General features: G+C 75.5%; 19 protein-coding genes and 1 tRNA gene. 7 read left to right on the top strand and 13 right to left on the bottom strand.

Annotated elements, in window-relative coordinates; all coding sequences use genetic code 11:
- Positions 1-70: 70 nt before the first annotated feature.
- The 10 genes from ACFU9E_RS16850 to ACFU9E_RS16805 form a co-directional block, all read right to left on the bottom strand.
- Positions 71-1,552, bottom strand: a complete 1,482-nt coding sequence (locus tag ACFU9E_RS16850) for a hypothetical protein (RefSeq protein WP_380687635.1) — start codon at positions 1,550-1,552, stop codon at positions 71-73.
- Positions 1,549-2,235 (bottom strand): RNA polymerase sigma factor, encoded by a 687-nt coding sequence (locus ACFU9E_RS16845; RefSeq protein WP_380687632.1) that lies wholly within the window; start codon positions 2,233-2,235, stop codon positions 1,549-1,551. Before ACFU9E_RS16845 ends, ACFU9E_RS16850 begins: the two co-directional genes overlap by 4 nt.
- A gap of 117 nt (positions 2,236-2,352) precedes the next feature.
- Positions 2,353-3,693 (bottom strand): hypothetical protein, encoded by a 1,341-nt coding sequence (locus ACFU9E_RS16840; RefSeq protein ID WP_380687630.1) that lies wholly within the window; start codon positions 3,691-3,693, stop codon positions 2,353-2,355.
- Positions 3,694-3,883: 190 nt separating this feature from the next.
- Positions 3,884-4,666: a MerR family transcriptional regulator gene (locus tag ACFU9E_RS16835; protein WP_380687628.1), complete on the bottom strand. Its 783-nt coding sequence runs from the start codon at positions 4,664-4,666 to the stop codon at positions 3,884-3,886.
- A 74-nt stretch (positions 4,667-4,740) separates the two neighbouring features.
- Complete coding sequence (locus ACFU9E_RS16830; RefSeq protein ID WP_380687637.1) at positions 4,741-5,898, bottom strand: hypothetical protein; 1,158 nt, start codon at positions 5,896-5,898, stop codon at positions 4,741-4,743.
- A 247-nt stretch (positions 5,899-6,145) separates the two neighbouring features.
- On the bottom strand, positions 6,146-7,495 hold the full coding sequence (locus ACFU9E_RS16825) for an LPXTG cell wall anchor domain-containing protein (RefSeq protein ID WP_380715093.1): 1,350 nt from the start codon (positions 7,493-7,495) through the stop codon (positions 6,146-6,148).
- Between the two features lie 294 nt (positions 7,496-7,789).
- On the bottom strand, positions 7,790-8,383 hold the full coding sequence (locus tag ACFU9E_RS16820; protein ID WP_380689602.1) for a flavodoxin family protein: 594 nt from the start codon (positions 8,381-8,383) through the stop codon (positions 7,790-7,792).
- A gap of 71 nt (positions 8,384-8,454) precedes the next feature.
- Positions 8,455-9,339 (bottom strand): NAD(P)-dependent oxidoreductase, encoded by an 885-nt coding sequence (locus tag ACFU9E_RS16815; protein ID WP_380689600.1) that lies wholly within the window; start codon positions 9,337-9,339, stop codon positions 8,455-8,457.
- A 114-nt stretch (positions 9,340-9,453) separates the two neighbouring features.
- A complete protein-coding gene (locus ACFU9E_RS16810; RefSeq protein WP_380689598.1) occupies positions 9,454-9,867 on the bottom strand; it encodes a hypothetical protein in 414 nt (137 codons plus the stop codon).
- Between the two features lie 198 nt (positions 9,868-10,065).
- Positions 10,066-10,629, bottom strand: coding sequence for a heme-binding protein (locus ACFU9E_RS16805; protein WP_380685215.1), 564 nt, complete (start codon positions 10,627-10,629; stop codon positions 10,066-10,068).
- 220 nt (positions 10,630-10,849) lie between these two features.
- On the opposite strand from ACFU9E_RS16805, the gene ACFU9E_RS16800 reads away from it, so the two are divergent.
- The 5 genes from ACFU9E_RS16800 (at position 10,850) to ACFU9E_RS16780 (ending at position 19,086) form a co-directional block, all read left to right on the top strand.
- Positions 10,850-12,172, top strand: coding sequence for a sensor histidine kinase (locus tag ACFU9E_RS16800; RefSeq protein ID WP_380685217.1), 1,323 nt, complete (start codon positions 10,850-10,852; stop codon positions 12,170-12,172).
- Between the two features lie 16 nt (positions 12,173-12,188).
- Positions 12,189-12,833, top strand: a complete 645-nt coding sequence (locus ACFU9E_RS16795) for a response regulator (protein WP_380685219.1) — start codon at positions 12,189-12,191, stop codon at positions 12,831-12,833.
- A gap of 556 nt (positions 12,834-13,389) precedes the next feature.
- Complete coding sequence (locus ACFU9E_RS16790) at positions 13,390-13,998, top strand: TetR/AcrR family transcriptional regulator (RefSeq protein WP_380685221.1); 609 nt, start codon at positions 13,390-13,392, stop codon at positions 13,996-13,998.
- A gap of 336 nt (positions 13,999-14,334) precedes the next feature.
- Entirely contained in the window at positions 14,335-17,655 is a 3,321-nt protein-coding gene (locus ACFU9E_RS16785; RefSeq protein ID WP_380685223.1) for a BTAD domain-containing putative transcriptional regulator, read from the top strand.
- Between the two features lie 195 nt (positions 17,656-17,850).
- Positions 17,851-19,086 carry an MFS transporter gene (locus tag ACFU9E_RS16780; RefSeq protein ID WP_380685225.1) on the top strand — a complete coding sequence of 412 codons (1,236 nt, stop codon included), beginning with the start codon at positions 17,851-17,853 and terminating at the stop codon, positions 19,084-19,086.
- 67 nt (positions 19,087-19,153) lie between these two features.
- On the opposite strand, the gene ACFU9E_RS16775 is transcribed toward ACFU9E_RS16780, so the two are convergent.
- Positions 19,154-19,227 (bottom strand) — tRNA-Gly (locus tag ACFU9E_RS16775).
- Between the two features lie 276 nt (positions 19,228-19,503).
- On the opposite strand from ACFU9E_RS16775, the gene ACFU9E_RS16770 reads away from it, so the two are divergent.
- Together ACFU9E_RS16770 and dcd are read left to right on the top strand one after the other, a co-directional pair.
- Positions 19,504-19,725 carry a hypothetical protein gene (locus ACFU9E_RS16770; protein ID WP_199839558.1) on the top strand — a complete coding sequence of 74 codons (222 nt, stop codon included), beginning with the start codon at positions 19,504-19,506 and terminating at the stop codon, positions 19,723-19,725.
- Between the two features lie 82 nt (positions 19,726-19,807).
- A complete protein-coding gene (dcd, locus tag ACFU9E_RS16765; RefSeq protein WP_380685229.1) occupies positions 19,808-20,383 on the top strand; it encodes a dCTP deaminase in 576 nt (191 codons plus the stop codon).
- Positions 20,384-20,460: 77 nt separating this feature from the next.
- Here dcd and ACFU9E_RS16760 read toward each other — a convergent pair whose 3' ends face one another.
- A complete protein-coding gene (locus tag ACFU9E_RS16760; RefSeq protein ID WP_380689570.1) occupies positions 20,461-21,351 on the bottom strand; it encodes a metal-dependent hydrolase in 891 nt (296 codons plus the stop codon).
- Positions 21,352-21,517: 166 nt separating this feature from the next.
- On the bottom strand, positions 21,518-22,492 hold the full coding sequence (locus tag ACFU9E_RS16755; protein WP_380689572.1) for a YIP1 family protein: 975 nt from the start codon (positions 22,490-22,492) through the stop codon (positions 21,518-21,520).
- Between the last annotated feature and the right edge of the window lie 32 nt (positions 22,493-22,524).

Raw genomic sequence — 22,524 nt, 5'->3', positions numbered from 1 at the left:
GGGCACACCGCGCCCGATCCGCCGGCGGTCCGGCCCCCGAGCAGTGGGGGCCGGACCGCCGGCGGCGTTCTCAGGGGAGTGGCGCGGTGAGGAGGTTGAACCCCGGGTAGACCACGACCGGTGCGGCGTCCTGACCGTCCCCCCTGGCCCCCAGCAGCACGGCGAAGTCACCGACGCCCTCGGGCCGCCAGTCGTCCGGCACGCCGAACTGGAACGTGAAGGCCGTCGACTCGCGCGGCTTCACCAGCCGCTCCAGCAGGGTGGTGTCGACCACCAGCTGTCCGTTCCCGTCCGGCGCGGCCGGCAGCGTGCGCAGCCCCTCGGCGCCGGAGCCGTACCGGGCCTGGACCACGATCTTGGCCGCGTCCTTCCCGTTCAGCCGGACGGTCGGGACCACCGAGGCCAGCGGCGCCGCCCCCGGATTGCGGACGGTCATCGTGACCACGCCGAGCGCCGTCCTGTCGACCGTGAGCACCGGTGCCTTCCGGGCACTGGCGGGGGCCCTGCTCAGCCGCAGCGCCGTCAGCGTCGACGCCTCCTCGGCCCGCTGCGCCGTCGGCAGCACGGCCAGGGCCTGGAGCAACAGCGTCCCCTCCGCGCTGTCGATCGCCGGGTCCAGCCGGTAGCGGACCGTGTGCACGGCGCCCGGGGCCAGCGCGAACGCCACCGGGTCGCCGGAGGTCAGATAGGCGCCGGTCGCCTCGGTCAGCGGGACCTCCGTCCAGGTGCCGCCCGCGTCCTCGCGCTGCAGCCGGCCGCGCACCGTGCGGTCGGTGCCGACCGGGTCGGCGAGCGCCCGGACCGCCACCACCGGCGCCACCGCCTCGTAGGACTCCTGGGTGGTGTTGCGCCAGCTCACCGAGAAGGTCACCAGCTCGCCGCCGGCGATCGCCTCCGCCCCCGTCAGGCCGTCGAAGCTCACCTCGATGCCCTGGGACGGGCGGGCCACCCCGGTGCCGGCGGCGCCCGGAGCCGGCGCGGCCCCGGACGGCGCCCCGGGCGCCGCCTCGGACTGCTGCGGGGAGCGCTCCGCCCCGCTGCCCGGCCCACCGCCGCCGCCGGCGGTCCCGTCCCGGCCCGGGACGGACCCCGGCCCGGAGGCGGGGTCCGCAGAGCCCTGCGGGGAGTCCCCGGGCGGCGCCCCGGCCGGGACGCCGAGCGCGTCGGAGGGCCGCGCGGTCGGCGACAGCGGGTCGGTGCCCCGGGACGGGTCCGGGCTGGTGCTCATCGTCGCCGCCGGGCCGTCGTCGCGCCGGTCGGCGAGGGTGTCGGTGGGGATGGTGAGCACGCCGATGACCGTCGCCGCGGCCAGCCCCATCAGCGGCAGGCCCACCAGGTAGGCGGGCCGGCGCCGTACCCGGGGACCCTTCGGCGGGTCGGCCGGACGCAGGTCCTGGGTGGTGATCCGGGCGGCGCGGGCCGCCATCGCCTCCCGGAGCAGGCACTCCACCGGGGACTCGCCGCCGGGGCCGGTGCCGGGGCCGGCGCCGTGCTCCCCGCCCGCCCCGCCGCCGCGCTCCGCGCCCGCAGTGGGGCGCCGCTCGTCGCTCATCGGGCGTGCTCCAGCTTCTTCTCCAGGGCGTCCAGGGCCCGACTGGCGGTGGACTTCACCGTGCCGCGGGACACCGCGAGGATCTCCGCGATCTCCGACTCCGACAGGTCGGACCAGTAGCGCAGCACCAGGACCTCGCGCTGGCGCGGGGTCAGCTCCTGCATGGCCACCAGCACCCGGCGGTGCTCGTCGTGCAGGACGGCGTGGTCCTCCGCCGACGGCGCGTCCGCCTCGTGGGGCGGCACGTACTCGCGGGCGGTGCGGCGGCGGCGCAGCACCGACCGGGCGCCGTTGACCACGGCGGTGCGCAGATAGGCCAGCGCGTTGTCCAGGTCGTCCAGCTGCTCTCCGTGCCGCTGGTAGAGCTTGGCGAAAGCTTCCTGCACGACGTCCTCGGCCTGGTCCTGATGGTCGACCAGCAGCACCGCGAGGCGGACCAGGCTGAGCCGGTGGGTGAGATAGAGGTCGGTCAGCGTCGGCCCGGCCTCGCGCGAGCGGCCGCCGCCGGGCAGCAGGCGGAACCCGGCGCGGCGCCGGCCGGCCGGCTGCGCGGTGACCGGCACGTCGAGCACTTCGCCCGGGTCCTGCACCTCCCGGGCGCCGAACAGCAGCGTCACCAGCCCGCGCAAGGTCGCCCCGCGCCCCTGGGCGGCCCGCGAGGCCGACCCGATGGCCATGGACATCCGTCTTCGCATTCCCCCGACGGCGGACCGGTTGCACGCCGGTGCGTCAGGACATCGTCATCGGTCGACCGGGCCCGGACGGGCCCGGACGGATCGTCGTCGGCGAACGGCCGGTCGTCAGGAGGACAGGCGCATGTGCGCCCTGCGGGTCGGCTGGGCCTGGCCGTCGACGCTGTGGCCGACCGTCAGGTCGATGCCCATCCAGGCCAGCCATCCGGCCGGCACGGTGATCCGGAAGCGGTAGACGGCGCTCTCCCCCGGGCCGAGCACCCGGGAGAGCCCGGCGGTGTCCAGCGGGACCGGTCCCTCGGCGCCCGGGGTGCCCTGGAGGCGGCGCCACTCGCCGTCCACCAGCACCTCGGTGATCAGGGCCTCCGGCCCCGGGCCGGGCCCGGTGGTCTGGGTGCGCGGGTCGGGCACGGCCAGGGCGGGTACGACGGTGTGGCTGGCGAAGCCGTCCACATTGGTCAGTTCCAGCCGCACCTCGGAGGGGACCCGGCCCATCGCCGCGTCCGTCGGCCTGGTCGCCGACAGCTGGACCGGCTGGGCCACCGTCACCTGCACCCGGGCATCCGTACCGCCGACCCGCACCGCCTTGGCGCCGCGGCCGATCCAGCCCTCGGCCGAGATCGGCAGCCGGCCCGCCATGCCGCCGGAGGCCAGGGTCAGCCGGTAGCGGACCGTCCGGCGCTCCCCCGGGTCCAGGGCGAAGGTGCCCTGCTGGGGGCCGGTGCCCACGCCGACCTGGTCCAGCTTGACCTCGCGCCACTCGTCGAGGTCCTTGCGGTCCAGCATGCCCTTGGCCGTCGTGCCCGGGCGGGCGACGGCGGCCGGGTAGTCGTACGGGAGCACCCGCACCACCGGGACGATCTCGTCGTAGCGCATGGGGGTGGTGTTGGTCCAGGTCACCTCGAAGTCGACGTAGCTGCCGTCGGCGCGGGCCTCCCAGGTGCCGCCGAGCGGGCGGATCGAGACGTCGACCTGCTCGGCGATCGCGAGGGGCGGCACCTCCGGCCAGACCGGGGAGCCGCCGGGCTTGGGCAGCGCCCCGCCGGCCGGGGCGGACGGCGTGGAGGGCGGCGTGGCGGACAGGGTGGAGGACGGACCGGGAGCGGCCGCGAGGGCCGTCGTGGCGGCGGCCGGGAGTCCGTCCGCGTACCCGGCCGGGACCAGCACCGGCGCGAACACCGGTGCGGACGCCTCGGCCACCGGCGCGGTCAGCGCCGACCTCATCGAGGCCCCCGACGGCGCCGCCCCCGTCAGCGCCGCCCCCGTCAGCGCCGGACCCGTCGCGACCGCTCCGGCCGGCAGCACCTCCACCGGCACCGGCCGCGCCGCCCGGACCGGGCCGGCGCCCGCACCGCTCTCGGCGGGGAGCAGCGCGTAACCGGCCGCCCCGGCGACGACGGCCGCCAGCGGAACGGTCCTGACGAGACGCCGGACAGTGGACGGGCGCATGGTGGGTTCCCCGTGGTAGTCGGACTCTGCCTCTGCGGCGAGGCCCGGCACCGGCGCGGTGGTGACCCGCGCCGGATCGGCCCTCACCCTTTCAGACGTCCGAGTCCCCGCGAGGTTGCGGGGTGTTCGAAGAAAATTTCGTACTGTCCGGAACGACCGCACGCCCCCGTCGCGCGGCCGCTCCGTCGTGCTACGCCTGCTCGCCGGTGCGCCGGGCCGCGTTGGCGATCACGGCGTCGTGCAGCCACCGCGCGAGCCCCGGCGCGAGGTCCTCGTAGACCCGCGTGAAGCGCGGGTCGGCGACGTACATCCCGGCGATGCCGCGGTGGATCTCGAAGGTGCAGTCGTAGAAGGTCCGGCAGATGTGCTGCCGGTGCTCCTCGGCGAGGTCGGTGGCCCGGCCGCCGTCGGCGGGCTCGCCGGCGGTGAAGGCCTCCACCAGACGGGCGTTGAGCTCGTCCGTCTCGGCCTTGATCCGCTCCCAGTCGGCCTTGTCGTAGCCGCCGGTGCGGCGCTGGGACTCCGTCCAGGCCGCGGTGTCGCCCCAGCGCTGCTCGGCCTCGGTCTCCCACTCCTCGCGGTAGTTCTCGCCGAAGAGCTCGAACTTCTCCTCCGGGGTCAGCTGGATCCCCATCTTCTCTGCCTCCATGGCGTGTTCGACGGCCGCGGCCAGTTTCTGGAGATGGGCGATGCGGTCGGTCAGCAACCGGTGCTGGCGCCGCAGGTGCTCGCTCGGACTCACCGAGTCGTCGTCCAGGACGGCCGCGATCTCCTCCAGGGAGAACCCGAGTTCGCGGTAGAACAGGATCCGCTGCAGCCGTCCGAGGTCGGCCTCGTCGTACCGGCGGTAGCCGGCCGGCGTGCGGCCCCGGGGGGACAGCAGGCCGATCCCGTCGTAGTGGTGCAGGGTGCGGACGGTCACCTTGGCGATCCTCGCCACGGCACCGACCGGGTACCCGTTCCCGGTGTTCATCCGGGTCCTCCCTCCGTGCTGACCACGACCCTCCTTCCTCCCGTTGCGTGAGGGTCAAGCGGTTTCGACGCGGATCAGGCCGCGGCCGGCTCGCGGTCGGTGCGCCGCCGTGCGCCGGCCTGCCGGGCGACCCGCCGGGACCCGTCACCGCCCCGGCCCCGCTGCCGGGTGGGCCAGAGCAGCACGTACCCGGCCGAGACCACCACGAAGGCGAGCCGGACGAAGCCGCGCGCCGGGTCGGACGGCAGGAACAGCGTGCCGCCGTACAGGGCGACCAGCGCGACCCAGCTCCACCACGGCACCAGCCGCCGCTGCCCGACCGTGTCCCAGAGCAGCGTGCCGAGCAGGACCGACGCGGAGTAGTACGTGTAGACGCTCGGGTCGAGCAGGATCCGGGCGTCCGCCCCCAGCAGGACGACGGCCGGCCAGCGGCCGCGCCAGACCGCCAGGCTGCCCAGCCCCAGGCCGAGCGCGAACTGCGCCGGGCGGTCCCACCACGGCGTCGCCGGATCGGTCACCCCGAACCAGCGCAGCGCCGAGGCGGGCTGGTTGGGGATGGTGAACTTCGCGGCCGCCATGGTGTTCAGATCGCCCAGGTAGAACGGCAGCCAGGCGACGGCGACGAGTCCGACGAACCAGAGCGCCGTCCGCAGCCACCTGGCCCGCGGCAGCGCGAGGATCAGCGGGGCGAACGCCAGCGCCCACGGTTTGGCGTCCACCGCCAGCGCCAGGTGCACGCCGACCGCGGTGGCCCGGCCCCGGCTGAGCTCGTGCACGGCCAGGGTGGTGAAGAACAGCGCCAGCACGTCGTCCAGGTGCGCGAAGCGGACGGACACCTCGACCCACATCGGGATGAAGGCCAGCCCGGCGATCAGCAGCCGCTGCTGGAGCCGGCGGTGGTTGGTGCCGGTGCCCAGGTAGTGGTGGGCGGCGGTGCGGCCGACCAGCACCAGCATCGCCAGGCCCAGGCCGGACATCACCGCCTCGGCCAGCAGTTGGCCGGTCCGCGCCGGGAACGGGTCGAAGAGCCGCGCCACCGCCAGGCTGACCGGGCCGATCTGCAGCTCGGGGTGGTCGGCGTAGAGCGCCAGGCCGCCGTCCGGGCGGTCGCTGAAGAGCAGTTCCTCGCCCTGGCGCAGGTAGTGCCAGGAGAAGCCGCCGCTCGGCTCGACCAGCAGGAACCAGAGGACCGTCCAGGCGAGCAGCAGGACGTGGTGTCTGCGGATCGGCAGGCCTGCGATCCGGCCGGTGGCGGCCTCGTGGTCCTTCTCGACGCGCGCCGCGCGCCTCGACCGTCCCGGCCCTGCCGAGCGCTCCGCGCCCCGTCCCCGCACCCCGCTACCTCGCCTGCCGTGTCGGCCCCCCGGGCCCGTCCCTCGGAGGCCCCAGGGGGCTCATCCTAGGCACGGCCGGGGCGGCGGACGGAACCGCCCGTGCCCCCGGTGGGCTGGGGACACGGGCGGGTGCGGTCGTCCTTGCTCAGCCCTGCTGGGCGGCGCGGCGGCGGCGGAGCACCACCAGGGTGCCGACACCGGCCGCGAGGACGGCGCCACCGGCGATCGCGATGCCGGTGGTGTTGTCACCGCCACCGGTGGTGGCCAGGGCCTTGTCCGCGTTGGCCCGCGCCTTGACGACGGCCTCCGGGGTGATCGGCAGCGGCGCGACGGCCGGGACCTTCACCGGGAAGTCGATCGGCTGCCGGCCGCCGGCCTCCTCGTCGTCCGGGGTACCCCCGGGGGCGGGGGTCGCCGGGGCGGTGCCGGCGGGGGCGCTCGGCGAGCCGCTCGCACCGGAGCCGCCCGTCGCGCTGGGCGAGGCACTCGGCGACACGCTCGACGAAGCGCTGGGCGACGCGCTGCCCGACGGCGTCGTCGTCGCGCTCGGCGTGGCGGTGGCGGTGGCGGTCGCCGACGGCGTCGCGGTGGCGGACGGCTCGGTGGTCGCCGACGGGCTGGTGCTCGTGCTCGGCGTGGCCGTGGCGCTCGGGCTGCCGGTCGCCGTCGCGGTGGCGGTGGCGGTGGCGGTGGCGGTGGCGGACGGCGTGCCGGTCGCCGACGGCGAGGTGGTGACCGACGGGCTGCCGGTCGGCTTCACGGTCGGGCTCGCGCTCGGGCTGGTCGGCTTGGTGGTCGTCGGTGCCACGGTCGGGCTCGGCTTGCCGCCGCCCCCGGCCACGATCTTGAACCGCTCGCCGCGGATGCCGTCGCAGCTGAACTCGCCCTCCCCGGTCGGCTTGTTGCCCTCCGACCTCGCGGCGAAGACCACCGGGACGACGCCGGCCGTGCCGAGCGGCGCGTCCTTGCCGACCGAGACCCGCACGGTGACGGTGAGGCTGCTGCCCTTGTTGACCGCGAGCAGCGAGTTCTCGAAGTCGGGCACGCGCCCGTCGATGAGCTTGGCGAGCAGGAACAGCACGCCGTCGTCGTCGGTCTCGCCGCCGCCCGGCGCGGGCTTGGCCGGCAGCCAGGTCTTGGACTTGTCCAGCCCGTCGGGCAGTTGGAACTCGACCTTGAGGTCCTCCGCCCGCAGCGTGCCCTTGGCGTTCTTGAACTTGAGCAGCGGGTAGTAGACGAAGTCGTGCTTGGTGTTGTTGTCGACGGTGAAGTTGAAGAGCTTGCTGTCGCCGCCGGCGACGAAGGTCCGCGGCACCCCGTCCAGGGACAGGTCGAGCGAACGGGCGCTCGCCTTGTCGGCCTGCGGTGCGGCGGCGGCGGGCGACGAACCGGTGGTGGCTGCGGCCACCGCGCCCTGGGCGCCGGTCAGGGCCATCGAGGCGGCGAGCGCGGCGGCGCCGGCCAGGGCGAGACTGCGAGGTATGGAGAGGGACAAGGGAAACCTCACGGAAAAGGCCGGGCGCTGGCCCGGGGGCACGGAAGGACCGGGCGGCCGTTCGAGCCGCGATCCCCCCGCGAAGCTGAAAGTCCGTCGGAGACTACCGAAGCCTCCGGCGGTGCCGGAACGGGGGTGCCGGTTTCCGGCACCGGCCCGGCGATTCCTGTCCGGTTGGCCCAACTCTGCCCCGGGACGGGTCTTTTGGCCCCGACCGACAGATGACGCGAGGGTGACCGGTACACGTCCGCCGGACGGTACCGGACGGCCCTGCGCCCCCGCCGCCGTACCGGTCTAGGACAGGACCCGGGCGTCCGCGAAGAAGGACTCGGCGGCGGTCAGCGCCCGCTCGTCGCGCAGCACGTCGCCCGGCCGGTCGGCGTGGCCGAGCAGCGCGCCGCCCCAGCGCATGCCGAGGTGCTCGGCGGTGAGCCGCAGGGTGCCGATCAGCGGCTCGGCCTTGTCCGGCTCGGTGGCGTACGCGGTGACCGCCCAGACGGTGCCGCCGGCCATCCGCGCGCGGAAGTCCGCGCCGGGCACCCGCAGCCAGCCCGACCAGTGGTCCAGGTAGTGCTTGGCCGCGGCCGGCAGCGCGTACCAGTACAGCGGCGCCACGAAGACCAGGTCGGTGGCGGCCAGGGTGGCGTCCAGCAGGGTGCGTTCGTGGCCGGTGGGCGGCTCGTACCGGCCTTCCCCGGTGTGCCGGAGGTCCGCGAACGGCGGCAGCGGGTGGTCGGCCAGCCGCAGCCAGCGCTGGTCGGCGCCGGCCGGCAGGCTCGCCCCGGCGGCCAGCCGGGCGAGCCGGGCGGAGTTGCCGTCGGCCCGGGTACCGGCGTCGAGGAAGAGGAAGGACCGGCGCGCGTCGGCGCGACCGCTGGGCTCGGACATCGGGACCCCCGTACGGACTGCTGATCGATCGAGGATCACGAGCCTACGGCGGTCCGGCGGTCCCGCCGGCGCTACTCCGGGAGCCCGGCCCGACGGCGCGCGACGGCCGCGACGGCCGCCCAGTCCTTCTCGCCGTCGCCGTGCGCCAGCGCGTCCAGGAAGGCGTCCCGCAGGACGCTTCCGAACGGCAGCGGCACATGCGTCGCCGCACCGGCGGCGAGCGCGAGGTCGACGTCCTTGAGCCCGAGCGGAAGCTTGAACCCGGCGGGCTCGTAACGGCGTTCGGCCACCATCGAGCCGTACCCGGAGTAGATCGGGCCCGGGAAGAGCGTCCCGGTGAGCATCTCGATCAGGTCCGTCGGCCGGACGCCGTTGGCCTCGGCCAGGCTGCACGCCTCGGCCATCGACTCGATCGCGCAGGCCAGCAGGAAGTTGGTGCTGATCTTGGCGGTGTTGGCCTGGCGCGGGCGCTCGCCGAAGTGCCAGACGCGCCGGCCCATCGCGGCGAACAGCGGCTCGACCGCCGCCAGCGACTCCGCGCTCCCGGCGGCCAGGATGTTGAGCTCGCCGGCCTCCGCCACCGGCGGGCGGCCGAGCACCGGCGCGGCGACGTACCCGATGCCGTACTCGGCGTGCAGGGCCTCGGCGCGCTCGGCCAGGGCGACCGAGACGCTGGCCATGTTGACGTGCACGCCGGCCGTGGCGGCCTCCAGCAGAGCCGGATCGAGCAGCAGCCGCTCCACGGCGGCGTCGTTGGCGAGCATCGAGACGACCGCGTCGGCCGCGAAGACCTCGGCCAGTCCGTCGGCGGCCAGCGCGCCCCGGGCGACCATGGCGGCCACCGGTTCGGGCGAGCGGTTCCAGACCCGGACGGTGTGGCCGGCCTTCAGCAGGCTGGTGGCCATGCCCCGGCCCATCGCGCCCAGTCCGACGAAGCCGACGGTCATCCCGCTCATCTCACACGCTCCCGCTGTCGCCCGGTGGCCGGAGAGATCGTCCGGCCACGACCAACCGACTCTACGTCAGCCCTCCGACCGGGCGGGCCGCCGCCCGGTCAGGCCGCCGCCCGGTCAGGCCGCCGCGGCGTGCCGTCCGTCCGCCGATCCGGCCTCCAGCCGGGCGAGGACGCGGTGGCGCAGCAGCTGGTACTGGGCCTGCAGCCGGCCCGGGCGCTGCGGACGGGCGACCGGACGGCCGGGGCCGACCCGCTCGTCGGGGCCGAAGCGCGAGCGGGTCATGTCGACCTCGGCGCCGGCGGCCGAGCGGTTCCACCAGTGCAGGTCCGTACGGACCCCGCCGGTGTACACCTCGCCCATCATCAGCTCGCCGCCGAGCAGGTCGTGCACCACCAGGGCGGTCGCCCGGCACTGGCCGTGGGCGGGGTCGTCGGCACGCCAGTGGGCCTGGTCCTCGGGCGCGCAGGTGTCGACACCCCAGGAGGAGCGGATCGCACGTTCGATGTCGTTGAGGGTCCACGCCGTCATAGCGGGAAGCCTGCCACGCGGCACCGACAGCGGCAGCGACTTTTCGGCGGCCGACCCCGTGCTCTGCGGCGACCCGCGCGACCTTCACCCGTACGGGGAACCCGCCGGGAGGTGGAGCGCGCCGGGGGGACCGGGGGTCCGCCCCGGCGCGCGGGCCGGTCACACGCCCTCGGCGCGGCCGGCAGTCCCCGGCGGGACCTACTTGGCGAGCGCCTCGACGCCCGCCTGCGCGAACTGCTCGTCCTGGTCGCCGCTGGGCGCGCCCGCGACACCGATGCCCGCCACCGGAGCGCCCTTGGACTGCACCGGGGCGCCGCCGGCCAGGAACAGGGTGTTCGGAATGTCCTTCAGGCCCGGGGCCTGGGCGAGGCGCTTGGACAGCTCCGAGGTGGGCGCGTTCCAGGAGACCGCGGTGAACGCCTTGCGCACCGCCGACTCCGGCGACTGCGGGCCGGCGCCGTCGCCCTTGAGCAGCACCCGGGTGACGCCGTCGCGGTCGACGACCGCCACCGAGACGCGCTGGCCCGCCTTGGCGGCCGCGTCCAGGGTGGCCTGGGCGGCCTTGGTGGCGGCCTCGATGGTCAGACCGGTGCTCTGCGAGAGGTTCTTGTTCTGGGCGTCGGTCTTGACCGCGGCGGCGGTGACGGCCGGGGTGTCGGTGGCCTCGGCGCTGGCCGAGACGGCGCCGACGGTGGCGGCGGCCAGCGCGGCGGCGGCGACGGTGCCGGTCAGCACCTTGGCGCGAACGGAGGTCTTCTTCATGGTCCGGCTCCTGGTCGGATGGCGGTGGTGCGGTCGGATTCGATCCTCCGTTCCGGACCCCCGGGGCCGCATCGGCGGTCCGGACACCACGTCCGGGCATGATGGACGACGGACCCGTCAGCCGATCGGTTGATGCGGGCGGTGACCGGACGGGTCACCATCGATGGATCGCCGCGGCCCGGACGGCCCCGACGGCGCGGACGGAACGAGGAGCGGCCCCGTGCACCACCCCGCCCCCTCCCCCGTCGACCCCGCCGCCCCCTCCGCTGCTGCTGCCGCCGCTGCCCCCGCTCCCGCTCCCGTCCTGGCCTTCCCCGACCCGGACGCCGGCCGGCTGGCCGTCCTGCTCGACTCCGCCTTCCTCCTCCTGCTCGCCACCTCGCTCAGCCGCTACCTCACCCACCACTCCGGCAGTCCGCGGATCCCCTGGGTGCTCGGCCTGAGCATCGCCCTGGCCGTCGTCCAACCGCTCGGCTCCTGGCTCGCCCACCGCCGTCCGCCCGCCCCCGGGCAGCGCCGCCGCCCGTGGCCGCTGGTCGCGGTCACGGTGCTCTGGGTGGTCCTGGTCCTGGTCGCGCCGAGCTTCTCCTGGTGCGCCGTCCCGCTGGTCTACACGGCCCTGCGGACGCTGCCCACGCCGGCCGCGATCCCGCTGGTGGCGGCGCTCACCCTGCTGGTGGTCGTCGGCGAGGTCCGGCTGCCGGGCCCGCTGGACGCCAACCTCGTCCTGCTGCCGCCCGCCGTCGCCGCGCTGGCCACCGGCGTCTTCCTGTACATGGAACGGCAGGCCGAACGGCAGCGCGCGCTGATCACCGACCTGGTCCGCACCCGGCGCGAACTCGCCGCAACCGAACGGCGGGAGGGGACGCTGGCCGAGCGCGAGCGGCTGGCGATGGAGATCCACGACACCCTCGCCCAGGGGCTGTCCAGCCAGCAGATGCTGCTCCAGGCCGCCGATCGCACCTGGGACGGCGACCCGGCGACCGCTCGTGGCCACGTCCGCACCGCCGCCGAGGTGGCCGCCCGGAACCTCGCCGAGGCCCGCCGCTTCGTCCACGACCTCGCGCCCGCCGAACTCGCCGACGGCCGCACCCTGGACCGGGCGCTGCGCTCGCTCGCCGAGCGGGAGTCCGCCGAGAGCGGGCTGCCGGTCCGCTTCCACCTGGACGGCACGCCGGTGCCGCTGCCGGCGGCCGCGCAGTCGGCGCTGCTGCGGATCGCCCAGGGGGCGCTGGCCAACGTCCGTGAGCACGCCGGGGCCTCCGCCGCCGCGCTGACCCTCTCCTTCCTCGGCGACCAGGTCGTCCTGGACATCGCCGACGACGGCTGCGGCTTCACCCCCTCGCCCTCGCCCTCGCCCTCGTCCTCCACGCCCTCGTCCTCCACGCCCTCCGCGCCGCCCGATCCCTCCGGCCGTGGCCACGGTCTGCCGGCCATGCGCGCCCGGCTGCGTCAGCTCGGCGGCGCGCTGACCGTGGAGAGCGCTCCCGGCGAGGGCACCGTGGTCTCCGCGGCGATCCCGCTCACCCCCGACCGCCCCTAGGCACTGGAGCCGTGCGATGAACCCCACCCCCGCCCCGTCCCCGGTCCGGCTGCTGGTCTGCGACGACCACGCCGTGGTCCGGGCCGGCCTGCTCGCCCTGCTGGCCAGCGCCGGCGACATCGAGGTGGTCGGCGAGGCGAGCAGCGGTGAGGAGGCGGTCGAACTGGCGGCCCGGCTGGCGCCGCAGGTGGTGCTGATGGACCTCCAGCTCGGCGGGGGCATCGACGGCGTGGAGGCCACCCGCCGGATCACCGCGGCCCCGGACGCCCCGCACGTCCTGGTCCTGACCACCTACGACACCGATGCCGACATCACCCGGGCGATCGGCGCGGGTGCCACCGGGTACCTGCTGAAGGCCGAGCGGCCGGAGGAGCTGTTCGCCGCGGTGCACTCGGCCGCGCAGGGGCGCACGGTGCTCTCGCCGCCCGTGGCCTCCCGGGTCATGGCGCAGATGCGGGCCCCGGCACCGCAGCTCACCGAGCGCGAGACGGACATCCTGGCCCAGCTCGCCCAGGGGCTCGGCAACCGGGAGATCGCCCGTGCGCTGTTCATCAGCGAGGCGACCGTCAAGACCCATCTGGGCCGGATCTACGACAAGTTGGGCGTCGACACCCGGGCCGGCGCGGTGGCCGTCGCCAAGGAACGCCGACTGCTTCGCTGATACCGACATTCCGTTCGGATTGTCTGATTCCGAACAAACGGTTCCGCCGGATCCGTGCCACCGGCGCCGGTACCCGAACCAACGGCCCCACCAGCGCTTTCCCCGCACCGCCGGCCCCCCTCTTGCCATCCGGGCCGGGATCCCCGAGGGTGGGATGCTTCGGGAATTCAGCATTGACAAACCAACCACGCGGTTTGTTACCGTAACGATCAACGATACGCCCCACCTCAAGGGGGCTTGCCGGGCCTGTGCGGAACGCTCTCGCCGGAGAGTGGCGCCAGGGGGGACGGCGGGAGTCCGGGGCGATCGGGGGGAGCGGCGGGAAAGCCGCGCGTCGACGCGGCGCGGAGTGGGTCCGGGGGGACTCGCTCCGCGCCTCCCTGCTTCCCGCGCCACCCCGGCGATCCCCCACCGGCCCTTCACCGCCACCGACCCTTCACCGCCCCCGCGCCGAAGCCGCTCCGGCCGGTAAACTGCACCGGGTAGTGCAATCCGCCGAGGAGGGGACCCGCCGATGAGCACAGCGAACCCGGCATCGACCGCCGGATCACGCCGCATGCCGGAGAAACGCCTGGCCATCGCCCGCGCGGCGAGCACGGTGTTCGGCCGCGAGGGCTACACCCGGGCCAGCGTCGACGCCATCGCCACCGAGGCAGGCGTCTCCAAGCGCACCATCTACAACCACTTCGGTGACAAGGAGAAGCTCTTCCTCTCCGTCGCCCTGGAGACCGCGGGCGAACTCACCGAGATCATCGCCGGCCTGGCCGACCGTCATCTGCACAAGATCGTCGATCTGGAGGCCGACCTGGTCGCCTTCGCCGTCGACCGCGCCAAGGCCGTCCTGGCCGCCGGTGAGCACTACGCGCTCGGCCGCACCATCCGCGCCGAGGCCGGCAACATCCCGCCCGACGTCCTCGCCGCCTGGCTCGCCGCCGGCCCCCTCGCCTCCCAGCGGGACCTCGCCGACCACCTCGCCCGCCTCGCCGCCCAGGGCCTGCTCACCCTCGACGACCCCGACCTCGCCGCCACCCACTTCACCCTGCTCACCTTCAGCGGTGCGGCCGACCAGTCCTTCTACGGCGCCGTCCCCATCTCCGACGCCGCCCTCCACACCACCGTCACCACCGGCGTCCAGGCCTTCCTCCGCCTCTACCCCCGTCCCTGACCCCACCGGCCCCCAGCCCCTGCTGCTGTGGGCCCCCGACCGCGCGGCCTCCGCCGACCGGCGGGGCCGGCCACGTCGAGGGCCATCAGGTGCCGGAGGGTGCCGAACCGGCTGAGCCGGCTGTGCGGTTGACGGTTCACGGGCCGACCCTGGCCACCGGGCGTCCGTCCGGCGTCTGCCCCGGGACCGATCCCGCGGCCGACCGCGGGCCCGCGCCCCTCCCCGGCCCGGGGGCGCCGTCGACCCGGGGGCGTCACCGGCTCAGGGGCGTCGCCGGCCGTCGCTTGCCCGGTGGATTGCTCCGGTCCACACTGATCACCGGACGAAGGGGACGCCATGGCGGAGGGCACGGCGACGGCCGCGGGGGGCGGGTCGGAGGCGTTCGGGGCGCGGCTCCAGGCGTTCCGCAGGCGGGCCGGGCTGAGCCAGCAGACGGCCGCGGCGCGGGCCGGGGTCAGCACCAGGGCGCTGCGCGACCTCGAACACGGGCGGGTCCGGCGCCCCCGGGCGGGCACCCTGCGGCAGCTGGCCGAGGCCCTGCGGCTGACCGACGGCGAGCTGGCGGAGCTGCTGGCCACCACCCCGGCCGAACCGGCGGACGGCGCCGGGCGGCCGCGGCTGCTGATCCTCGGCCCGCTCGTCCTCCGGCACGACCGGACCACCGTCCCGGTGACCGGCCCGATGGTGCGCCGGCTGCTCGGCCTGCTCGCGCTCAAGCACCCCGCGCCCGCCACCCGGCAGGAGATCACCGACACCCTCTGGCCGTCCGGGCCGCCCGACTCCCACCGGAGCCTGGTCCACGGCTACGTCAGCCAGGTCCGCCGGCTGCTGACCCCGGACGGCCCGCGCACCGCCCCGCCGTCGACCGTCGTCCGCACGCCCACCGGCTACCTGCTGGAGGCGCCCCGGAACCAGATCGACCTCGGCCGCTTCGACGAGCTGCTGGACGAAGCGCGGCGCCCGCACCGCACCCCGGACCCGGAGGCCTCGTACCGGGCGCTGACGCGGGCGCTGCGGTACTGGCGGGGCCCGGTGCTCGCGGACGCGGACCCGGCGCTGCGCCGGCACCCGGCCGCGGTGGCGGCCGGCGAACGACGCCTCGGGGCCGCCCTGTTGCACGCCGACACGGCGCTGCTGCTGCGCCGCTCCGCGGAGGCCGTCCCGGTGCTGTCGGAGCTGGTCGACGCCGAGCCGCTGCACGAGGGCCTGCACGCCCGGCTGATGCTCGCGCTCGCGAGCTGCGGCGAACAGGCCGCCGCGCTCGCCGTGTTCGCCCGCCTGCGCACCCGGCTCGACGAGGAGTTGGGCATCGCGCCCGGCGCGGAGGTCCACGACGCCCAGCTGCGGGTGCTGCGCCGGCAACTACCGCTCGCACCGGTCGGCGGCCCGGCGCCCACCGCCCCGCGGCCGGCCCAACTGCCCGCCGCCACCGGCGTCCACGTCGGCCGGCGGCGCCAGCTGGAGGAGCTGGACGCCCTCGTCGCGACCGACCCCGCACGCCGTCCGCACCTGGTGGCGGTGGTCGGCGCGCCCGGCATCGGCAAGACCGCCCTCGCCACGCACTGGGCCCACGCCCGGCGCGCACACTTCGAGGACGGGCAGCTGTTCGTCGACCTGCGCGGCCACTCCCGGCTCCCGGCGCTGAGTCCCGACGACGTCCTGGCCCGCTTCCTCCGGGCGCTCGGCGTCCGGCCCGACCGGCTGCCCGCGGACCGGGACGAGGCGGCGGCGCTCTACCGCACCCTGCTGGCCGACCGGCGCATGCTGATCGTGCTGGACAACGCGCGCGACGCCGAACAGGTCAGGCCGCTGATCCCGGGCGCCCCGGGCTGCGCCGTGCTGATCACCAGCCGCAGCCGGCTCGCCGGACTGGTCGCCAGCGACGGCGCCCGCCAACTCGCCCTGGAGGTGCTCGGCCCGGAGGAGGCCCGCCGGCTGCTCGGCAGCACCGTCGGCGAGTGCCGGGTCGCCGCCGAGGAGCAGGCCGCGGTCGAACTCGTCCGGCTCTGCGGCGGCCTGCCGCTCGCCATCCGGATCGCCGGCGCCAACCTGGTCTCCCGCGGCACCGGAATCGCCGACTACTGCGCCGAGTTGGCCGGTGGCGACGTCCTCGGCCGGCTGCACGTCGAGGGCGACCACCGCTCGACGGTACGGGCCGCCTTCGACCTCTCCTACCGCGCGCTGCCGCCCGCGGCCCGGCGGATGTTCCGGCTCCTGGGTCTGATGCCCGGCCCGGACCTCTCCGCCGACGCCGCCGCCGCCCTCGCGGACGCGGCCCCGGCCGCGTCCGCCGCACTGCTGGCGGTCCTGGCCAACGCCCACCTGGTGCAGGAACGGGCGGCCGGCCGGTTCGGGCTGCACGACCTGCTGCGCTCCTACGCCCGTGAACTGGTCGGCGGCACCGAGGCGCAGACCGCCCGGGAGCGGCTCTTCGCCTGGTACCTGCGGCACGCCGACGCGGCGGCCCGGCTGCTCTTCCCCACCGCCCCCGCCCCGGACCCGGATTCCCGCACGCCGCCGGCCGCACCCCCCTTCCCCGACCACGGCCGGGCGGCGCGGTGGCTGGAGGAGGAACGCGAGAACCTGGCCGGCGCCGTCCTGGAGGCGTCCGACGCCGGTCTCATCGCCGTCGCCCGGCGGCTCGCGGAGAGCCTGCACGGCTACCTCTCCACCGGCATGTACACCGGCGACTGCGCCGAGCTCACCACCGCCGCCCTGCTGCACCGCCCCCGGCCCGGCGGCCCCGGCGGCCCCGGCGGCCCCGGCCACCCGGACCGCCCCGCGGGCGAGGTTTCCGACACCGACGCCGACACCGATGCCGACGACGAGGCCACCCTCGGCCTGATCTGCTGGAGGCTCGGCCGGCTGCACGAGGCCGCCGACCACTTCTCCCGGGTGGCCGGGCACTTCCACGCGCTCGACGCGGCCCGCGCGGAGGCGGTCGCGCACACCAACCTGGGGATCGTCCACCGGGCGCTGGGCCGCCCCGGCGACGCGATCCGGGTGCTCGGCGAGGCCCTGCCCGTCCACCTGCGGAGCGGCAACAAGTACAGCGAGACCGTGGCACTCAACGGCCTCTCCGGCGCCCACACCGACCTGGGCGACCACGCCACCGGCCGGCGGCTGGCCCACACCGCGCTCGCCACCGCACGCACGCTGCGCAACCGGGCGCTGGAGGCCAACGCCTTCCTGGCGCTGGGCGCGGCGCAGGAGCGCGCCCACGAACCGGCCGAGGCGGCCGACAGCTACCGGGAGGCGCTGCGCCTCGCCGAACTGGTGCGCGACCGCTTCACGCAGGCCACCGCGCTCGTCGGCCTCGCGACGGTCCGGACCTGCCACGAGCCGCGGGCCGCCCTGCGCACCGCGGAGCACGCCCTCGCGCTCTCCCGGGAGGCGCGGTTCCGGATGCTCGAAGGCAACGCGCTCGACGCGTTGACCCGCGTCCGGGTCCGGCTGGGCGAGTCACGGGCCGCCCTGGAGACCGGGCACGCGGCCCTCGCCGTGCACCGCGAGACCGGCCACCGGCCGGGCGAGGCGCGCAGCCAGCTGGCGCTCGGCCACGCGCAGTCGGCCCTCGGCGCGCGCGGCCCGGCGTTCGGACACCGGCGCGAGGCACTGCGGCTCTCCCGGGCGATGGGCGGGTCCGGGATCCGCTGACCGGCGGTCCGGCAGTTTCCACGGTTCTGCCGGTCCGCCCTTGCGACCGCCGCTCCGGTGAGGTAACCGCAGGTCAGCACCGGTGTGCCCGCGCAGGCCCGCCCCTCCCGGCCTCCGGTCCGGCTCCCGGTGTCGCACCAGACCCGCTCCCTACGGTGTGATCATCAACCCCGCGCCCCGAGGGATCGAACGCCCATGGACGACCTCCTGACCCACCGGCCCGCCGCGGCACCACCGACCGCCGAACCGGCCATCTGGTCCCGCAACTTCCGCCACTACTTCACCGCCCGCAGCGCGGGCCTGCTCAGCTGGGCCATGCTGCCGGTCGCGGTCTCGGCCGGCCTGCTCAGCGGCGGGTACGGCCTGGACACCGCCGGGTACGCGATGGCCTTCCTGGTCGGCCCGTTCGCCGGCCTGGTGCTGTTCGGCGGCGTGCTCGCCGACCGGTTCACCGCCCGCCGGATGATGATCGCCGCCGACCTGGCCAACCTCACCGCCCATGTGCTGCTCGCCCTGCTCTTCCTGCACGGCATCAGCCACCTCTGGCAGCTGTACGCCCTGCTGGTGGTGGCCGGCACCGCCAACGCGATGTTCCAGCCGGGCGCCTCCTCGACCGTCCCGCTGGTCTCCCGCGACGTCCAGGGTGCCAACGGCGTGCTGCGCACCTCCGAGGCGCTCACCGGCCTCGGCGGCCCGGCGCTGGCCGGCGTCCTGGTCGGACTCGGGGACACCGCCTGGGTGATGGTCATCTCCGCCGTCGCCTACGGCACCAGCGCCGCCTGCCTGTTCACCCTCCGGCTCGGCACGGTGCCCGCCCCGCCGCCCGGCGGGAGCCTCTGGCACAACCTCGCCGTCGGCTGGCGGGAGTTCCGCGCCCGCAGCTGGCTCTGGGGCGTGATCGTGATCTGGATGGTCTTCGCGGTGCTCTCCTGGGGCCCCCAGCTGTCGGTGGCCGCCGGCGTCATCGTCCCCCGCCACGGCGCCACCGCGTTCGGTCTCCTCAACTGCGCCCTCGGCGCGGGCACCGTGGCCGGCGGCCTGCTGGCGATCCGCTACAAGCCGGCCCGCCCGCTCGCCGCCGGCGCCGTGGCGATGCTGGCCTACCCCCTCTACCCGCTCGGCATCGTCCTCGGCTGGCCGGTCTGGCTGCTCGCCGCCGCCCAGGTCGCGGTCGGCGCCGGCATCGGCGTCTGGGGCGTCATGTGGGCCACCAGCGTCCAGACCCAGGTCCCCGGCGAGGTCCTCAACCGCGTCCACGCCTACGAGGTCGCCGGCTCCGTCGGCATGTACCCCCTCGGCAGCGCCCTGGCCGGCCCCGCAACCCACGCCTTCGGCACCGACCGCGTCCTCCTCCTCGGCGCCGCCACCGCCCTCCTCACCGCCACCGCCCTCCTCGCCACCCGCCCCATCCGCACCCTCCCCCGCACCTGACCCCGCCCCACCCGACACAACACAACACAAAAGCCGCAGGTCATATGACCTGCGGCTTTCTGCCTACTGGAGCGGGCGACGAGAATCGAACTCGCGCTCTAAGCTTGGGAAGCTCATGTTCTACCATTAAACTACGCCCGCCTGATGAGCCGTCAGAGACCGCTCGATCTGTCCCTCACTGTACCCCATCCGTGACGGTGGTTGCACAGGTGGCCGTGGGTGGTGGCGGCGGCGCGGGGGGTGGGCGGGGGCGTACTGTGTGGGCCGCGTGAGAGTGCCCCGGCGGGTGGGCGCGGGGCGGCGAGCCTTGGTGTGGAATGTCCGGTACATCCCCTAATGTGACGCTGGTCCCGGGGGCTCCGCCGTTCGGGGCGACGAGTACGGGTGAGTACTGGGGTAAGGATGGGAAGGGGACCGATGGAGCAGCGCGCCGTCGTTCGTTGTGCCGAGGGGCACCTGTTCAGCACCACCACGTTCCCGATGCAGAACCTCGGACCCGGCCGGCTGGGGCCCGGTCGGCTGATCAGGTGTCCGCAGTGCGGACGGCTGCGGAGTTCGGTGCTGGCCGACGTACGGGAGCTGTCCGAGCCGCAACTGGCCCGGGCGCTGCGGCTGGAGGCCGCGGAGTTCCTCGCCTGACGAGGGCGGGGACGGGAGAGATGTGAAGGCCGCGGCCCCGGGCGATTCGTCCGGGGCCGCGTCGTGCACGTAACCTCGAAGCGTGCTGCTCTCTGACAAGGACATCCGGACCGAGATCGACAACGGCCGGGTGGTGATCGATCCGTTCGACCCCACGATGGTCCAGCCGTCGAGCATCGACGTGCGCCTGGACCGCTTCTTCCGGGTCTTCGAGAACCACCGCTACCCGCACATCGACCCCTCCGAGGAGCAGCCGGACCTGACCCGGCTGGTCGAGCCGGAGGGCGACGAGGCGTTCATCCTGCACCCGGGCGAGTTCGTGCTGGCGTCGACCTACGAGGTCATCACGCTGCCGGAGGACGTCGCCTCGCGGCTGGAGGGCAAGTCCAGCCTCGGCCGGCTCGGGCTGCTGACGCACTCCACGGCCGGCTTCATCGACCCGGGCTTCAGCGGGCACGTCACGCTGGAGCTGTCGAACGTCGCCACGCTGCCGATCAAGCTCTACCCGGGGATGAAGATCGGGCAGCTCTGCCTGTTCCGGCTCTCCTCGCCGTCGGAGCACCCGTACGGCTCGGAGCGGTACGGCTCGCGGTACCAGGGGCAGCGCGGTCCGACGCCGTCCCGGTCCTACCTGAACTTCCACCGCACGCAGGTCTGAGCGGGCCCGAGCGGGACGGAGCGGAGCGCACGGTGCGGGCGGTCACCCCTGGACAGGGGTGACCGCCCGCCGGCGTGTCAGGCCCGCTTCGGGCGGGTGACCGCGACCAGCTCGCTGCCGTCCTCGGAGAGCCGCAGCTCGGTGCGCAGCTCGGCCAGCTCGCCCAGGTGGTGCAGGTGGGTGCCGCCGCAGAAGATCCGCGCCGCGCCCTCGGGCAGCTCGCAGTGCCACTCGCGGCGGGCGGTCAGCTCCGGGCCGGGGACGTCGATGCGCACCGGGGCGTCGGCGGCGACCCAGGAGGCCAGCCGGCGGTTGACGGCCTCGGTGAGCTCGGGGAGGGCGTCGGCGAGGGCCGGGAGCTCCTCGGTGGCCTCGGCGGTGAAGCCCTTCTTGCGCAGCGACTTGCCGAGCCGGTAGGTGTCGGTGCTCGCCTCGGTGTCCATCACCGAGGTCGCCATCGCGAGGCTGTCGAAGTCCGGGTGGCCGAAGGCGTCGGCGCGGCCCGGGTCCTTGCGCCAGCGCGGCGCGAGCGCCTCGTTGAGGGCGAGGGCGAGCAGGTGGCAGCCGCTGTGCGAGGCGCTGAGCGCGCCGCGGCGGGAGGCGTCGACGGCGAGCACGGCGGTGCGGCCGACGAGGTCGCCCGGGTCGGCCGCGAGGACGTGCAGGACCAGCCAGGACCACTCCTCGTCGCCGCGCCGGACCGGGATGCCGGCGCCGACCAGCGGCGCGCCGCCGTCCGGGCCCACCGCGCCGGTGAGGCAGTCGACGACGGCCAGTTCGACGCCGTCCACGGTGAGGGTGCCGAGGTCGGCGGGCTGGTCGGGCCAGGTGTGGTCGAGCGGGTGGAACGGGGTCGCCCCGGTGACCACGGCGTAGCGGCCGTCGTCCAGCGGGTGCACCGCGAGCACCGTCGACTCGCCGGTCACCGCCCCGGACGGGAAGCTGACGTGGGTGGTGGGGAGGGTCATGCCGGGCTCCGTGCGGGTGAGGGTCGGGTGAGGGTGGGGTGAGGGTGGGAAGGGGGCGGGAAGAGGGCGGGAAGGGACGTGGTCGGGAAAACGCGACGGGCCCCGCGAGGCGAGGCCCGTCGTCCATTGTCGCCGAGGGCCCCCGTCGGCGCGGGGACGCCCCCGGTCAGCCCAGGGTCGGCAGCTTGATCAGCACCAGCAGGGCCAGCAGCTGCAGCGCGGCCGCGCCGGCCGCCTTGCCCCAGGGCAGGTCGTGCACCCGGCGGACCATCAGGGCCAGCAGGTAGCCGCAGAGCAGCCAGGTGGCCCAGCCGACGGCCTGGACGAGCAGGTTGTCGGCGGGCAGGACCAGCGCCAGCAGCAGCCGGGGCGCGTCGGTGACCCAGCCGATCAGCACGGCGAGGCCGACGGTGGACTGCCACGGGCCGTCGCCGCCGAACTGCCGGGCCAGCCCGTACGTCACCGCGCCGAGCATCGCGCCGGCCAAGGTGAAGCCGATCGCGGCGGCGAGCATCGCGGTGAGCGCCACGGTGAAGGTCGAGTTGACCACGTCGTCGCGGGTCAGGCCGATGCCGAGCACGGCGAGGGCGCCGTACAGCAGGGAGACGGTGACGGCGGGGAGCCAGACCTGGTGGTCGCGGGTGCGGTCGAAGATCGCGGTGGGGGTGCGGAACAGTCCGGTCAGCAGCTCGCGCCAGGTCGGCCGGGGGCCGACGGCCTGCGGCGCGGACTGGCCGCCGGCACGGTAGACGGCGACGTTGTCCTGGCCGTAGGGCTCCTGGTACTGCTCCTGGTACGGCTGCTCCTGCTGACCGTACGGCGGCCGGCCGTAGGAGGACGGCTCGCCCGCGTACGGGTCGGCGCCGACCGGGAAGGCCCGGGTGTGGCCCGGGTTGTCGGCCGCGTACCGGTCCGCGTGCGGGGCCTGGTGCGGAGCCGGGTGCGGAGCCTGCGGGGCGCGCGGCCCGTACGGGTCGTAGCCGCCGTAGGGGTCCTGGTGCGGCCCCTGCTGCGGGCCGGTGAAGTACTCCGGCCCGTCCGTCGGCCCGTACCCCCCGGGCGCCGCCTGCTGCTGCGGGGGCCCCGACCACCCGCCATGGGGGTCGGCGCCCTGACCGCTGTCGTATCGATTGCCAGCCACGTTCCGAAGGTACCCGCCGGGCGGGCGCCGTG

The sequence above is a fragment of the Kitasatospora sp. NPDC057595 genome, from assembly GCF_042800875.1.
Classification (GTDB): Bacteria; Actinomycetota; Actinomycetes; order Streptomycetales; family Streptomycetaceae; genus Kitasatospora.
This window is presented reverse-complemented; position numbering and strand designations above follow the sequence as displayed.

What these genes read in the sequence shown, in the direction of transcription:
- ACFU9E_RS16845 (WP_380687632.1), bottom strand. Translation starts at nt 2,235, where the DNA reads ATGTCCATGGCCATCGGGTCGGCCTCGCGGGCCGCCCAGGGGCGCGGG.
- ACFU9E_RS16820 (WP_380689602.1), bottom strand. Translation starts at nt 8,383, where the DNA reads ATGTCCGAGCCCAGCGGTCGCGCCGACGCGCGCCGGTCCTTCCTCTTC.
- ACFU9E_RS16785 (WP_380685223.1), top strand. Translation starts at nt 14,335, where the DNA reads ATGGCGGAGGGCACGGCGACGGCCGCGGGGGGCGGGTCGGAGGCGTTC.
- ACFU9E_RS16780 (WP_380685225.1), top strand. Translation starts at nt 17,851, where the DNA reads ATGGACGACCTCCTGACCCACCGGCCCGCCGCGGCACCACCGACCGCC.
- ACFU9E_RS16850 (WP_380687635.1), bottom strand. Translation starts at nt 1,552, where the DNA reads ATGAGCGACGAGCGGCGCCCCACTGCGGGCGCGGAGCGCGGCGGCGGG.
- ACFU9E_RS16805 (WP_380685215.1), bottom strand. Translation starts at nt 10,629, where the DNA reads ATGAAGAAGACCTCCGTTCGCGCCAAGGTGCTGACCGGCACCGTCGCC.
- ACFU9E_RS16810 (WP_380689598.1), bottom strand. Translation starts at nt 9,867, where the DNA reads ATGACGGCGTGGACCCTCAACGACATCGAACGTGCGATCCGCTCCTCC.
- ACFU9E_RS16795 (WP_380685219.1), top strand. Translation starts at nt 12,189, where the DNA reads ATGAACCCCACCCCCGCCCCGTCCCCGGTCCGGCTGCTGGTCTGCGAC.
- ACFU9E_RS16840 (WP_380687630.1), bottom strand. Translation starts at nt 3,693, where the DNA reads ATGCGCCCGTCCACTGTCCGGCGTCTCGTCAGGACCGTTCCGCTGGCG.
- ACFU9E_RS16790 (WP_380685221.1), top strand. Translation starts at nt 13,390, where the DNA reads ATGCCGGAGAAACGCCTGGCCATCGCCCGCGCGGCGAGCACGGTGTTC.
- ACFU9E_RS16760 (WP_380689570.1), bottom strand. Translation starts at nt 21,351, where the DNA reads ATGACCCTCCCCACCACCCACGTCAGCTTCCCGTCCGGGGCGGTGACC.
- ACFU9E_RS16815 (WP_380689600.1), bottom strand. Translation starts at nt 9,339, where the DNA reads ATGAGCGGGATGACCGTCGGCTTCGTCGGACTGGGCGCGATGGGCCGG.
- ACFU9E_RS16770 (WP_199839558.1), top strand. Translation starts at nt 19,504, where the DNA reads ATGGAGCAGCGCGCCGTCGTTCGTTGTGCCGAGGGGCACCTGTTCAGC.
- ACFU9E_RS16835 (WP_380687628.1), bottom strand. Translation starts at nt 4,666, where the DNA reads ATGAACACCGGGAACGGGTACCCGGTCGGTGCCGTGGCGAGGATCGCC.